15 protein-coding genes are annotated in these 12,961 nt (G+C 51.0%); 13 read left to right on the forward strand and 2 right to left on the reverse strand.

Annotation, left to right across the window (positions count from 1 at the left end; genetic code table 11):
* Positions 1 to 27: 27 nt before the first annotated feature.
* Positions 28 to 741 carry a hypothetical protein gene (locus tag AAW31_RS04905; RefSeq protein WP_046849381.1) on the reverse strand — a complete coding sequence of 238 codons (714 nt, stop codon included), beginning with the start codon at positions 739 to 741 and terminating at the stop codon, positions 28 to 30.
* A gap of 355 nt (positions 742 to 1,096) precedes the next feature.
* Positions 1,097 to 2,386: an esterase/lipase family protein gene (locus tag AAW31_RS04910; protein WP_144412852.1), complete on the reverse strand. Its 1,290-nt coding sequence runs from the start codon at positions 2,384 to 2,386 to the stop codon at positions 1,097 to 1,099.
* 253 nt (positions 2,387 to 2,639) lie between these two features.
* Between AAW31_RS04910 and AAW31_RS04915 the strand changes: the two genes are divergently transcribed.
* The 13 genes from AAW31_RS04915 (at position 2,640) to AAW31_RS18790 (ending at position 12,846) form a co-directional block, all read left to right on the forward strand.
* Positions 2,640 to 3,689: a phage protease gene (locus AAW31_RS04915; protein WP_052752089.1), complete on the forward strand. Its 1,050-nt coding sequence runs from the start codon at positions 2,640 to 2,642 to the stop codon at positions 3,687 to 3,689.
* A 34-nt stretch (positions 3,690 to 3,723) separates the two neighbouring features.
* Complete coding sequence (locus tag AAW31_RS04920; RefSeq protein WP_046849383.1) at positions 3,724 to 4,098, forward strand: DUF2190 family protein; 375 nt, start codon at positions 3,724 to 3,726, stop codon at positions 4,096 to 4,098.
* 61 nt (positions 4,099 to 4,159) lie between these two features.
* Positions 4,160 to 5,209: a major capsid protein gene (locus AAW31_RS04925; protein WP_200899717.1), complete on the forward strand. Its 1,050-nt coding sequence runs from the start codon at positions 4,160 to 4,162 to the stop codon at positions 5,207 to 5,209.
* A gap of 70 nt (positions 5,210 to 5,279) precedes the next feature.
* On the forward strand, positions 5,280 to 5,453 hold the full coding sequence (locus AAW31_RS21155) for a hypothetical protein (RefSeq protein WP_158441389.1): 174 nt from the start codon (positions 5,280 to 5,282) through the stop codon (positions 5,451 to 5,453).
* Positions 5,450 to 5,950, forward strand: a complete 501-nt coding sequence (locus tag AAW31_RS04930) for a gp436 family protein (protein WP_052752090.1) — start codon at positions 5,450 to 5,452, stop codon at positions 5,948 to 5,950. The genes AAW31_RS21155 and AAW31_RS04930 overlap by 4 nt, the downstream gene beginning before the upstream one ends.
* Positions 5,950 to 6,450, forward strand: a complete 501-nt coding sequence (locus tag AAW31_RS04935; protein ID WP_046849384.1) for a phage virion morphogenesis protein — start codon at positions 5,950 to 5,952, stop codon at positions 6,448 to 6,450. Before AAW31_RS04930 ends, AAW31_RS04935 begins: the two co-directional genes overlap by 1 nt.
* The gene (locus AAW31_RS04940) at positions 6,440 to 6,880 is read left to right on the forward strand and encodes a phage protein Gp37 (RefSeq protein WP_046849385.1); all 441 of its coding nucleotides are present in this window, start codon (positions 6,440 to 6,442) and stop codon (positions 6,878 to 6,880) included. The genes AAW31_RS04935 and AAW31_RS04940 overlap by 11 nt, the downstream gene beginning before the upstream one ends.
* A 13-nt stretch (positions 6,881 to 6,893) precedes the next feature.
* Complete coding sequence (locus tag AAW31_RS04945; RefSeq protein WP_046849386.1) at positions 6,894 to 7,088, forward strand: DUF7210 family protein; 195 nt, start codon at positions 6,894 to 6,896, stop codon at positions 7,086 to 7,088.
* An 18-nt stretch (positions 7,089 to 7,106) separates the two neighbouring features.
* Complete coding sequence (locus AAW31_RS04950; RefSeq protein WP_046849387.1) at positions 7,107 to 7,856, forward strand: phage tail tube protein; 750 nt, start codon at positions 7,107 to 7,109, stop codon at positions 7,854 to 7,856.
* A gap of 25 nt (positions 7,857 to 7,881) precedes the next feature.
* Complete coding sequence (locus tag AAW31_RS04955; RefSeq protein WP_046849388.1) at positions 7,882 to 8,313, forward strand: DUF6631 family protein; 432 nt, start codon at positions 7,882 to 7,884, stop codon at positions 8,311 to 8,313.
* Positions 8,314 to 8,315: 2 nt separating this feature from the next.
* On the forward strand, positions 8,316 to 8,453 hold the full coding sequence (locus AAW31_RS21160) for a hypothetical protein (protein WP_158441391.1): 138 nt from the start codon (positions 8,316 to 8,318) through the stop codon (positions 8,451 to 8,453).
* Positions 8,454 to 8,455: 2 nt separating this feature from the next.
* The gene (locus AAW31_RS18785) at positions 8,456 to 11,455 is read left to right on the forward strand and encodes a tape measure protein (RefSeq protein WP_052752091.1); all 3,000 of its coding nucleotides are present in this window, start codon (positions 8,456 to 8,458) and stop codon (positions 11,453 to 11,455) included.
* A gap of 65 nt (positions 11,456 to 11,520) precedes the next feature.
* On the forward strand, positions 11,521 to 12,846 hold the full coding sequence (locus AAW31_RS18790) for a hypothetical protein (RefSeq protein WP_144412853.1): 1,326 nt from the start codon (positions 11,521 to 11,523) through the stop codon (positions 12,844 to 12,846).
* Positions 12,847 to 12,961 lie beyond the last annotated feature (115 nt).

Below are 12,961 nucleotides of genomic sequence, written 5' to 3' on the forward strand. Positions count from 1 at the left end.
TCTAATTGCTGTTCATGTATAGAGGTTTCAGCTTGATTTGGCAATTGCCAAGCTAAAATTCATCTCATCCAATGTGATGGTTTTGGTTGATGAGCTCGGATGCCACAGATGAACCTTATCTGAGCGTAGATGGACATGCGTTGCATAGGTAATGTGAACACCGATCCGACCCACGAAGTAGAACCATTGAGCGCTTACCAAACCGCCGTTCACAGTCATCGTTTGTATGGGCGTGACGAAGGCGCGATTTTGAAACCTCCTTCCCTTGATTGCAAGAAATGACAAGTAAATATTCGGATGAGCTGCTGATTTAAGTATTGCATTCGCAAGCGACTCAGTTTCAATTGGGACTTCAGCATCCAGAATGAGGCAGCCCGTGAGTTTGACGAAATACAAGTGAATGCCTAGAAGGCCACGCCGCAGCCCATTCTGGAACGCATGAACAGGACGAATCACCTCACCCGGCTGAATCGGATTGGAGCGATTGCGAAGGTATGAGACAAAAGTTTCCCAGCTCTTGTCGTATAGCTGCGTGCGAGCATTGTTGCAGTGGGCACACAAGCGAGTCCGAAATTTAAGCTTTGGGGAGCTCACACCTTGAATGAGCTCATGCGGGCAGGTGTTTATCCTTCGGTAGATCGGCGTCTTCGTCGTTGTATGGCCGAACAAGTATCGCAGATCGGAAGCTTTAATCATGTGCTCCCCAGTTTCGGCAGGGTCGCCGCAGATCCAGCAGTTCATGGCTAATTTAACATAGCGTTACAGATTAGGCCACAGTGGATAATAGTGGATAGACCACGGTTTCTAACTAAGTTTTGTTAATTCTGGAAACAATCATGGTTTGTCCCCTATTATCGTAAGAGTTTTGCAACAACGTCCACCTCTGAAGCGGCCGCGAAAAGCAGAGGCCGAGTTCGACGGAGAATACTGAGAAGTTAGCGTCGCAGAACTCAGTGTAACACGACACGACATCTATATCTCTTTCAAGTGCAAGAATGGTATGGCTGCGATTTCCACAAGTCTTTACCTGCTTTGTAATTCAATGGGTTAGGCCCACAGGCGCGATGATTTAGGCACATTCACGCGTAGCGCCGAGTTAGGCGCTGATGTGTTGCTTCTGTCTAGATTCTGTTATTGAATTTGCGATAAACGCTATTAAGTGTCCACCTTCACCAGAAAAACAAACTCTTGCATTGCTATCTGTAAAAAGACATATTTCCCATTCACCAAAAAATTCATTATAAGATGAATATGGCCCGGCCTCAAGTTGCTCTTCGAGTATTTCTAGTTTCGGTTTCTCAAATATAAATCTTAGTGCTACTTTATCTTCAGCTGGAAGGTGTAGCTCGGTTGGCATACTAAGATAGATTTTCCAGTTTGTTGCTCCGGTAAGTACCCACTCGTAATCTCCGTAAAATTCATAACCATATTTATCATCCTCTTGAATCGCTTTCCCATGAATTTTGCCCTTCTCTGAGTCACCTAACACCTCTTTATCAATTTTGCAGGGTAAAATAATTCGATAATGCAGTTTCGCAATCCATTCTCCAAATGCACTTCCAAGTTGTTGTAGCGATCCTTCGATTTTAGTCCTTGAAAACCATACAGATGTACGCGTTTGATTAGATATAATCAATTCCATACCGAATTGATTGTTACTTTCTGTGGTTAGTCTTTTTACGCTCTCAATTTTTATGCCCGCTGTGGAAACTTGATTTGTTTCCGCTACAAAATTTCTAAGAATCCTAAATGTTAAATCATCTGCATTCTTAGGCTTCGCAACATTCTTATGTCCTTTATCTGGAATCATCTCGACGTCTGGGTTTCCCCAGTAGGATCTGGCGCTTAATGGATCTACACAACGGTCCTGTCCTGCAACGACATATTTTATGATTAACAGATTATTTAAATTATGCCGAAACCAATCCGCATTTAAATTACGAATAAGATCCGAGTCTTTGCAAAGTTGTTTTAAATGATAATGTTTCCAAGGAAAATAATCTGCAATAGATGCTAACCCGGCTCCGTTATTTGGTACGGCATATAACAGAAGCTTCTTTACAACCAATTGCCTATTATTAGTTACTTCGTCGATTAAATACTTCTGCGCAATAAGACCTCCAAGACTATGACATACTAAAACTATAGATTCGTAGCTCGAGAGCTTGTGATTAATTAGAGTTCGAAGTCCCTCAGCCAAATCTTGAATTTTAAGCATCTTTTTCAGGAAAGGCAGTCCAAACAATGAAGTTGGGTAATCATAGAATGCCAACTCATAATGACTAGATAATTGGTTATCCGCCTTGACTAGTTCAGGAAAATTGTCCCACGCTTCTTCTCCGGAACTTCCCAGGCCATGTATGAAGAGTATCAAATTTTTCTTCATTGAAATCACCAAAGAAAGACATATGAAAATATAGATCACGATTTTTGAGATAAGTTGCGTGGTGAACTCAAGCTCAAATATTACAGTTATCATACCGAGCAATCTTATTTTGCAGAAGGATCGAGTCAGACCACGAAGTATCAATTTGACTGACTTGACAATAGAATGCTAATCTGATTTTTGTTAATTCTCTGTTCTAAGGAGGAAACGCTACCTCCTTAATCCTTCTCAATGCTGCCAGTACCATGGCGGCATGAATCGTAAACAACCCCAGAAAACCAACCCATCCTTAGGCATTGCCACATGTGCCTTTGCGGTAACCCCAGCCAAGGAAGTGCAGTTATTACCTGCCGGGCAATTCCGCACAATCGACGGTCGCCCTTTCGATGCACCGCACTGGTCTATCGATGCCACGTTGGCAGCCAGCATCATTGCCGAGTTTGAAAGCCGCATAAACCGCACGGTGGTGGATTATGAGCACCAAACACTGCTCTCCGCACAAAACGGCCAACCTGCCCCGGCCGCAGGGTGGTTCGGCAAGCTGGAATGGAGGGAGTCTGGTTTATTCGCTGTCGATGTCGAATGGACCGAACGTGCCAGCCAGATGATCGAAGCTGGCGAGTACCGCTACATTTCCCCTGTTTTTACTTACGACAAGAAGACCGGCGCAATCAAACGCTTGCTGAATGCAGCACTGACCAACAATCCTGCGCTGGACGGCATGGACGCCGTCGCAGCATCTCAATTTTTATCTATTGGAGGAGAAGACATGCAACTAGAACAGCTACTGGGTGCACTACGCAAACTCACGGGACAGAATGAAACTGCGGATGCTGACTCGGTGCTGGCCAGCCTGACCACTCTGCTCAGCTCAAAAGATGACGCCATCGCCGCTCTCAGAACCGCTGCCGATCATCCTGATCCGGCCAAATTCGTATCGATTGAGGTGATGAAATCGTTGCAGAACGAAGTAACAACCCTTAAAGCAGAACAGATCGAGCGCGAGGTAGATGACGTGGTGGAAGTAGCATTGTCCGAGGGAAAACTGCTGCCAGCCCAGGAAGACTGGGCGCGCAAACTAGGTAAAGAAAGCCTGGAGTCACTCAAGCAATACCTTGCAGCCGCGCAACCGATTGCGGCTTTAACCAAAACCCAGACGGGAGGGAAAGCACCCGATAGCGGGGAGCTCGATCTGAATGACGCCAACGCGATCGCTGCGGCTGCTAATAAGTATGTATCTGAACAAGCAGCGCTGGGGATAACCGTCACCGCCTCCCAGGCAGTCGCCTACGTTACCAAGTAACCCAGCAAATCGGATTCATTAAACAGGAGAAAAAATGGCTAACACGCTATTGAACAAGAATTACACCGCTGGTGGCGCGATTAACCCCTACCGCATTGTCAAGCCTGGTTCTAACGATGGCGAGGTGGTGCAGGCTGCTGCCGCGACAGATTCTCTAATGGGTGTTTGCGAGTCGGTTGGGCCAGCTTCAGGTGAGCGCTGCGACATCGTCAAATCAGGCATTGCCGATCTGGAATTTGCTGGTGTAGTGACTCGTGGCGGCCCGGTGACATCTGATGCGGATGGCAAAGGCGTAGCTGCAGCCCCTGCGGCGGGAGCCAATGTGCGCATTATCGGCTTTGCCGAGGTCACGACAGCACCTGGTGATATTGCGCCGGTGCTGATTGCGCCCGGCACCATGCAAGGCTAAGTGGGCTCAGGCGGCTATACAAACTGATAAACGGATTTTCAATAAATTACAGGAGATGCAGATGTTCAAGCTGTTCAATATTCGATGGATAATCGCTTTAATGGTGGCATTAGTTTTCAGCACAACGGTGCTGGCTGACTATGTTCCGGCCGACATGAGTTTGGGTATTGCCGCCATAGGCGCAATCCGGCCATTCCCGATCGACCCCAAGCTCACCGCCATTGCAATAGCTTACCGTAATCCCGATATTGCTCTGATTGCCGATGAGGTTCTGCCGCGCACGCCGGTGGCGCAAGAGTTCAAATATCTCAAATACGATCTGGCGCAAGGTTTCACTGTGCCGGATACCCGCGTGGGCCGCAAGAGCACGCCCAATGAGGTGGATTTCAACGCAACCGAGATCACCGACAAGGTCATCGATTACGGTCTGGATGATCTGGTACCAAATGAAGACATCGAGGCCGACAATCAGGGTGTCAATCCACTGGGCACAGCCACCATGTACCTGACCAATCTGGTCAACCTGGCGCGCGAGCTGCGTGCCGCTTCGCTGGTATTCAATACCAACAGCTACGCAGCAGGCAACCAGACGACACTCTCCGGCACCAGTCAATGGTCTGATGCCGCGAACTCAGATCCAGTGGCAGTGATCAGTGATGCGCTCGATATTCCGGTGATACGCCCGAACATCGGCATCCTGGGGCAAGCGACCTGGACCAAACTGCGCCGCCATCCCAAGATCGTGCAGGCCATCAAAAACACCGACCAGGGTGCTGGCATGGTATCGCGCCAGGAATTTGCCGATTTCTTCGAGCTGCAGGCGCTTTATGTCGGAGCCGGTTTTGCCAATAGCGCAAAGAAAGGCCAGACCGCCAGCCTGGCGCGGGTATGGGGCAAGCATGCCTCCTTTATTTACCGCGACCGGGCAGCAGGCCCGCAGGCTGGTGTTACTTTCGGCTTCACTGGCGAATGGGGCAACAAGATTGCCGGGAACATCGATGAACCCAAAGTGGGATTGACTGGCTCTCAACGCGTGCGTGTGGGCGAGCGGGTTAAAGAGCTAATTTGCGCGACAGACTTGGGGTATTTCTTCCAGAACGCGGTTAATTAAGAATCAGTCAGGCCAATGCCGATAACCCCTGCCTGGAAGTTAGCCGGGCAGGATTTAGCTGAGGATCAAAATGAGCAGGAAAAATTACACCATTAAAACGCCAGTCAATCATGACCAGGTTGACTATGACCCTGGCAGCCACATCGAGCTGGATGAAACTCACGCCAAGCCATTAATAGCAATTGGCGCGATCGAAGCCGTTGAAGAGAACACAGAATCAAATAAAGCCAACAAGAAAAAATGACTTACGCTACCGCTACTCACCTGCTCGACCAGTTCGGCGCGGAAGAAATCGCGCAACGGGCTGACCGCGGCACGCCCCGCCTGGTGACTGCTGGTATGTTGCAGACTGCTGCCGAGAACGGTGATTTGAACGGATACACCCAAGCAGAACAGGATGCCACCTTCGCAGCGCTCGCGGTGGTCAACAACCGGCTGCTGGATGCGGATAGCGTGATCAATGGTTATCTAGCGACACGTTACACCTTGCCGCTTTCCACGGTACCAAGAATGGTGATGTTGATTGCCTGCAATCTGGTGCGCCATGCATTGTATGACGACCAGGCACCTGAACTCATCCAGGAACGATACAGGCTAGCGATCCGCCAACTGGAATCGCTGGCCAAAGGTCAAGTGAATATTGGCGTGGATATATCCGGCAACAAGCCGACGGTCAATGATGCCGCACAAATGTCTGCAACCCAGCCGGTCTTCAAGCGCGATGAGGGAGGGTTCATCTGATGACCACTCAATCTTTCGAGGTCGATTATGAGGATGCGCGCATCCGGGCAAGCTTGCAACGGCTAATGGCGCTGGGGCGTGATCAATCCAGGGTGATGAAGGATATCGCCAACAAGCTCGAACAAAGCACCCGGCAGCGCTTCATCAGCCAGACCAGCCCAGACGGAATACGCTGGAAACCCAGCTTGCGCGCGAAACTTACCGGCAAGCGCACCTTGATTCTGGATCGCCATCTGCTTGATTCGGTAGCACATGACTCAGGGCGCAATTTTGCGCAGGTAAGCGTGAACCGCGTTTATGCCGCCATCCACCAGTTCGGTGGCGTTATCAAAGCAAAAAACGGCAAAGGCTTACGCTTCAGGCTGGCCAATGGAGATTTTGTCATTCATAAATCGGTCACCATCCCGGCACGGCCTTACATGGGTATCAGTACACAGGATGAAAACTGGATTTTGAAGCGCATCGAACGCGCCATTAATGAGGCTGCCAATGCTCGCTGAACTCGAAAACGATCTGATCACGCACATCAAAGCATCCTCTTTAGGAGCAAAACTGCGTGATGTGGCAGGATTGCCAGATTTAACTGGCGAGAGCCTGATCAAACGCTTTGCCACGGATGCACCCGCAGTCTATGTCGCCCCGGCTGCGTTCCAGATCGAAAGCCGCAGCGCCAAAGTGCATTTTGGCATTGCATGCGTGGCACGCAACAGCCGTGGCCAGACAGCTAGCCGTAAGGGCGAAGCCATTGGCCCGGTCGGGCTGTATGAAATGCTGGAATCCATTGCCGCGCTGTTTGATGAAGCGCAGATCAACAAAAGCATCTGGAAAGCGACCGCTGTCGATTTCATGAATGACGAGCTGCTCTACAAGGCAGGCTTGACCGCAGGTGTGGTGCAGGTCGAGACCCGCGTCAAGCAGTTTACTCTTTAAACCAGGAGGAAATATGGCAAAACAGAACAACCCGGTAACCGTTGATTCTACGGCACCGGAAATACCGCAAAACAAACAGATCACCATCGAATTGCTCAAGCCGCATACCCATGCCGGGCGTGATTATCCAGCAGGCGCACGGCTGACCCTGGATATTGACAGCGCACGCTGGCTGATCAGCATCGGCACAGCTGAAGAATTTCTCTAATTTCAGGAGCTCTCCCCTATGTATTTCTCAGGACAAGGAAAAGTATTCATCGCCAGCCGCGCAGCGGATGGATTTCCGGCAGCGATGCGTTTTGTCGGCAACGTGCCGGATCTCAAGATCAATCTGGAAACAGAAAAGCTTGAACACAAGGAATCCTCCAGCGGCCAGCGCTTAACCGACCTCTCACTGATCACCGCCAAGAAAACCAGCGTGGAATTTTCCCTGGAGGAATTGTCCACTGACAACCTCGCATTGGCGCTCTATGGCACCAAATCCACTATTGCTGGCAGCACGGTCACGGCTGAAGCATTGGCCAATCCCTTAGCAGCGGGCGATTATGCCCGGCTGAAAAATGGCAAGGTGTCATCGGTAGTAGTCAAGGATAGTACAGGCACTCCTGCCACACTGGTGGCCGGTACTGATTATGAAATATCCAGCGCCGATCATGGCACGCTCAAGATTCTCAATATCGGCACTTATGTACAGCCATTCAAGGCAGATTACAGCTATAGCGCGCAAGTCAATGTCGGCCTGTTCCAGGCAGCCGCACCCGACCGCTGGTTGCGTTTCGAGGGGTTGAATACCGCCGATTCGCTCAAGCCAGTATTGATTGAACTCTACAAAGTAACACTCGATCCGCTGAATGAGCTTGTACTGATTAGCGATGATGTGACCAAGCTCGCCCTATCCGGCGCTGCCCTGTTCGACGACACCAAGGTGGGCGATGCCATCCTGGGTCAGTTTGGGCGTGTGGTCGATCTGTCTTAATTGGTAAAAACGAACAATAAAACAAATGGAAAACACAGAACACAACAACGAACTGGCCGTTTTAACGCCAACCGGCGTGCTGGTAACGGCAGGCGGAGAAATGATTGCCATTACCCCCATCAAGGTAAAAGAGCTGAATGCCTTTCTTACCGCGATTCAGCCCGTGCTTGGCGATCTGATTAAGCAAGAGATCGATATCATGGCCCTGGTGCTCAAGTCGCCGGAAGCTGTGATCAAGGCAACCGCCATCGGCTGCAGAAAATCAGTCGAGTGGATCAATGAACTGAACATTGACGAACTGGCCAAGCTGGCATTGGCAGTCATCGAGGTAAACACTGATTTTTTCGTGCAGAAGGTTCTGCCAGCCGTGCAAACCGGCATGCAGAATCTGGCCGCGAAACTGGATGGGCAGAACTTGACCTCCTCTTTAGGCAAGCAGGAGCCGGTTCAGTTCTAGACATGACGCTGGCCCAAGTCAGGATTTACTCGAAAGCAATCCAGCAAATGGAAGCTGACCGCCTCAAAGCACAGGCCATCGCAGTACGTGCAGCGCTAGCCGATGAGAAAAGCTTTAAAAAATGGTTTAACTCGTTTTAGCCATGGCGAACAAAGAACTCAAAATCAGGATCAGCGCCAGTGACCATGCCTCGGCTGTCATTGGCAAGATCCGTGATGAATTCGACCGGCTGTCCAATTCGAACGTCGGCAAGAAGATCAAAGGAGACCTGAATGGTCTATCAACCAGTATTGATAGTTTTCGCTCAAGATTTTCTGGTTTACTCGGTGGGCTCAGCGCGGCTATTTCCATCCCGGTCTTTACGCAACTGGCTGAGTCCTACAAAGAAATCAACGCGCAGCTTAAGATCGCTGCTGAGAGTCAGGATGATTTCAACCAGTCGCAACGGGAAACAAAAGCTATTGCGCTGGAAACCGGTCAATCGCTTGAGTCGATCGCCGGGCTATACACCAAGTTAAGAATCAATGCAGGGCTAGCTTCGGAAGAGTCCGCCAAACTGACCAATATTATCGCCAAGGTAACACAGATCGGGTCCAAGGGGCCGGGTGTTGATGCTGCCATCTTCCAATTACAGCAAGGGCTGGCATCTGGTACTTTACGTGGAGAAGAGCTTAACTCCGTGATGGAGCAAACCCCTATGCTTGCCAAATCGATTGCGGACGGTCTTGGTATCAATATCGCCCAGATGCGCAAGATGGCGGAAGAAGGCAAGCTGACTACTCAGGTGGTACGTGATGCGCTGTTCAAGATGGAAGCGGATATTAACAGCCAGTTTGCCAGGCTTCCTTTGACCACCCGTGTCGCTTTCCAGAATATCAAAACGCAAGCGATTCTCACGCTCGGCAAGCTGGATGAACGGTTTGGCATTACCGAAGGATTCGCCAACACCTTGCAGGCTGTTGCCAACAATATGCAGACAGTCATCGCCTTGATATCAGGTGGTGTGATTGCTTTAATAACCATTTTCCTTTCCTCAAGCAAAGGCGCACTAACGCTGTCCACATCGGTTGCTGCTATCCTGATGGCATTGAAAGCGCTGCTCTCGCCGATCGGGCTGGTAGCCGCAGCATTGGGAGGATTAACCGCTTTCATTGTTGCGAACATCGACAAGACGGTCGAATTTGAGAGTCAAACCACCACCGTTGGCGCGGTGGTGTCGGCCACCTGGCGCACCATCAAGGATACGGTAGCGGATGCGTTGCGCGCCATTTCGCAGGCTGTAGGCGTATCCGGGCAGGAGCTGAACACCACCTTCCGCAGCCTTGGCAATGTCGCAGGCGGGATGTTTAACGCGTTGCTCGAGGTAATTAACGCGTTTGTCACCAGCGTGTTTACCGGTCTGCGGCTGATTGGGCGCGCAGCTGGCATTACCGCAGCGAGCCTCTATCAGCAGTTCAGGGCGGCTATCACCAACACACGCGCGCTGTTTAACGCCTTGGCTGAGGATGTGGCGGACGCTTTCAGCGGCAAGGATTTTGCCTTTGACAAAGTGGGCAACGCCCTCTCCAAAGGGTTATCCGATGCCAGCGTGGAAGCAGGCAATTTAAAAAACGCGCTCATTGAAGCTTACGAGGTTGAGGCTAAATTCGCCGAAGATGGCGGCGTACTGAGCGCGCTTAAAAAAGGCATTGCCGGACGATTTAATCAAGCCAAGGCAGCTGAAGATGAATTCAAGAAACGCAACCCGAACACGGGTGCTTCCCCCACGGCACCCGGCAAGGAAGAACTGAAAACGGCCAGGGAACTGGCGCAAGCCAGGCAAGACCTGGAAGACGCACTTTTCAAGCAAACCAGGCGTCTGGCTGATGATCAGGCACAGCGCGAGATTGAAACAGCTAAGGAGCTATTCCAATTCAAGGCGATTAGCGCTGAGGAATACTACCGGCGGCTAGATAGGCTTCAGACTGAGCTGATTAACCGTGAGGTTGCCGAGCTGGAGCGGCAGAAAGCAATCCGGCAGGCAACCATCGATGATCCACGCAGCAGTGAAGCAGACCGGCTGAAAGCGATTGCCGAAATCACCGAACTCACCACCAGCCAGGCCATTGCCGAACGTGAACTGAATGCGCAAAGATCGAAAGTAGTCAATGAAATCGCAGCACTAGAAGCAACCCGGCTCAAGAGCCAGCAGGAATTTATCGGTGAGCTTAAGCGCGAGGCGTTCTTGTCGGGCTTGTCGAAAGATCAGCGCGAGACCGCCCTGCTGATGATGGAAGCGCAGAAACGCGGCATCCAGGATATTAACGGGCTGCTGCAAATACAAGGCAAAATTCAGGCTAACAATCAGGCCAGACAGCGCGCTGAAGAAATCCTGCGCCAGCAGAACCAGATTTTTGACCATGTGCAAAGAGGGGTACAGCAAGCTTTTGCTGACGGGCTTTACCGGGTAGCCAAAGGTGAAGGCGGCATCAATGAAATCCTTGCTGCCATCGGCGATTCAGTGTTGCGCGCATTATCGAACTCACTTGCGGGCGGGTTTACCGATATATTCTTCAATCTGTTCGCGCGCGCCGAAAAAGATGGCCAATCCGCCCCAGCCGGGATATTCAGCGGATTATTCAGCAGTCTATCAGAAAGTTTGAACGGCTTGCTGGGCTCACTGAAGAATGGGCTGTCAGGCATTTTCTCATCGTTTAAAGGATTGTTCTCTGGCGGCGGGAGGGGTATCGGTGGTTTTTTCAGCAGTTTGTTCAGTGCGTTTTCTGGCAAAGGTTTTGCTGATGGCGGCTATACCGGAGAAGGTGGCAAGTATCAACCGGCCGGGGTGGTACATGCCGGTGAGTATGTGTTCTCGGCGGCATCCGTGCGCCGTCTGGGATTGACGGCACTCGATAACCTGCACCGTCTGTCCAAAGGTGCGCCAGTACCCATTGGCCCACGTCTGGGCTATGCCGAAGGCGGTCTGGCTGAACTGCCAACCCTGTCTCCTGCGGCAGCGCCCACGGTCAACCAATCGGTGCGCATCGTCAATAGTATTGACCCGCGCATCACCAAGGATTTTCTGGCATCGAGTGAGGGGGAGAAAGTGATCCTGAATATCATTTCCCGAAATACAGCCGCTTTGAAACAGGTGCTGGCATGACAGTAGAGATCGGCACAGCAGCCAACGCGTTTGATCTTTTCGAAAAACTGCGTACATTTTTAACGGTGACGTTGCCGGTCAACGAGCGCTGGCAAGAGCTGTATCACAACTCAGATTACTCCTTGATGGTCGGTGTGTTTGCTTCAAGCGGCAGCATTACTTTAGCCAACAATCCATTTAATGCAGCAGCAAGCTCATGGTCAGGGTCGACCAACGCGCAACCTTGGACTATCGGCATCCAGTTTGACCAGCCGGTGTACCTGAGCGCAGCCGACATCACCGCCTTGACTAATAACGCACAACCGGCAGTGATCAATTTCCAATACAGTGATGATGGCCTGAATTGGACGACTCAGGACAGCTTCAGCGGCATGACTGCGCTTGATTGGTCATCAGTGGCTGGTATCAAGCACTTTAATCTGACTGGCACCAGCGCGAACAAGCACAAATACTGGCGCTTGCATATTCCCGACAGCACCAGCACTGGCACGAAATCGATTACGCTCCATAAAATCGTACTGTGGCAAGATTCAAACCCGCTTAACGTTCGGCTCAGAAAGCGCTTGTCCCTGAAAGGACCTGGCGGCGGATCAGATGAAATATTCGTCAACCTGGAGACTGATTACAGTGTCTCCGGCGATTGGTACAACTGGCGGCTGTATGGTGCGACCGGATTTATTGCAGGCAATGTGCTCGATTTTAGCACCCAGCCGGGAGCGAGCCTACCAATTGGTTTATCGCTCTGGCAAGCCAGCATCCCCTACTGGTTTATAGTCAATGGGCGGCGCTTCATGGTCATTGCCAAGATCAATACTACCTATCATGCGCTCTATGCAGGCTTCATCCTACCCTATGCCACCCCGAGCCAGTATCCCTATCCATTGATGATTGGCGGCAGCAATGCCATGGGATCACTCACCGATGCCAGATTGCGCTGGTCCAGCACCAATGATGACTGCCGTAATTTCTACGACCCGGGGGGCATTAGCTCCGACATGACCAGCCTTACCAGCGTCGCCACTCTCTACCTGCGTTTTGCAGATGGTTCATGGTATCCATTTAAAAATTGGTATACATCAAGTTCGCCTGAGGCATCAGCCGGAAATGGCCGCAATGTCTGGCCTTGGGGGCCGGATAGTGCGCATAGTACGGCTTACAAGAATATCGTCACTGCGATCGATGGCAGTTATGTGCTGTTCCCGTGCATCATGCACGTGGATGGCGCTAACCCCTCACCCAACATCCTGGGCGAGATCCATGGGGTATTTGCCGTCACCGGATTTGGTAACGCAGCAGAAAACACCACCACCATCAATGGTGTGACTTATCTGATCATCCCCAACGTGTTCCGCACCGCCAAGGAACGCTGGGCGGCGATCGCTTTGGAGTAACCAGCATGGCTTATGAGACGGGAATTGCCACCTCGCTATTCGATCTGCTGGACAAAATCCGGCTGTTCGCCATCGCACAGGGCTTCACGCAGAATGAATTTACGGTGGTGGACAG

This window comes from Nitrosomonas communis, from assembly GCF_001007935.1.
Classification (GTDB): Bacteria; Pseudomonadota; Gammaproteobacteria; order Burkholderiales; family Nitrosomonadaceae; genus Nitrosomonas; species Nitrosomonas communis.

Bases quoted from the DNA above. Each gene is read 5' to 3' on its own strand.
- AAW31_RS04935 (WP_046849384.1), top strand. From the start codon at position 5,950: ATGACCACTCAATCTTTCGAGGTCGATTATGAGGATGCGCGCATCCGG.
- AAW31_RS04925 (WP_200899717.1), top strand. From the start codon at position 4,160: ATGTTCAAGCTGTTCAATATTCGATGGATAATCGCTTTAATGGTGGCA.
- AAW31_RS04950 (WP_046849387.1), top strand. From the start codon at position 7,107: ATGTATTTCTCAGGACAAGGAAAAGTATTCATCGCCAGCCGCGCAGCG.
- AAW31_RS04940 (WP_046849385.1), top strand. From the start codon at position 6,440: ATGCTCGCTGAACTCGAAAACGATCTGATCACGCACATCAAAGCATCC.
- AAW31_RS04905 (WP_046849381.1), bottom strand. From the start codon at position 741: ATGAACTGCTGGATCTGCGGCGACCCTGCCGAAACTGGGGAGCACATG.
- AAW31_RS04920 (WP_046849383.1), top strand. From the start codon at position 3,724: ATGGCTAACACGCTATTGAACAAGAATTACACCGCTGGTGGCGCGATT.
- AAW31_RS18785 (WP_052752091.1), top strand. From the start codon at position 8,456: ATGGCGAACAAAGAACTCAAAATCAGGATCAGCGCCAGTGACCATGCC.
- AAW31_RS04915 (WP_052752089.1), top strand. From the start codon at position 2,640: ATGAATCGTAAACAACCCCAGAAAACCAACCCATCCTTAGGCATTGCC.
- AAW31_RS21160 (WP_158441391.1), top strand. From the start codon at position 8,316: ATGACGCTGGCCCAAGTCAGGATTTACTCGAAAGCAATCCAGCAAATG.
- AAW31_RS04945 (WP_046849386.1), top strand. From the start codon at position 6,894: ATGGCAAAACAGAACAACCCGGTAACCGTTGATTCTACGGCACCGGAA.
- AAW31_RS04930 (WP_052752090.1), top strand. From the start codon at position 5,450: ATGACTTACGCTACCGCTACTCACCTGCTCGACCAGTTCGGCGCGGAA.
- AAW31_RS04955 (WP_046849388.1), top strand. From the start codon at position 7,882: ATGGAAAACACAGAACACAACAACGAACTGGCCGTTTTAACGCCAACC.
- AAW31_RS04910 (WP_144412852.1), bottom strand. From the start codon at position 2,386: ATGAAGAAAAATTTGATACTCTTCATACATGGCCTGGGAAGTTCCGGA.
- AAW31_RS21155 (WP_158441389.1), top strand. From the start codon at position 5,280: ATGAGCAGGAAAAATTACACCATTAAAACGCCAGTCAATCATGACCAG.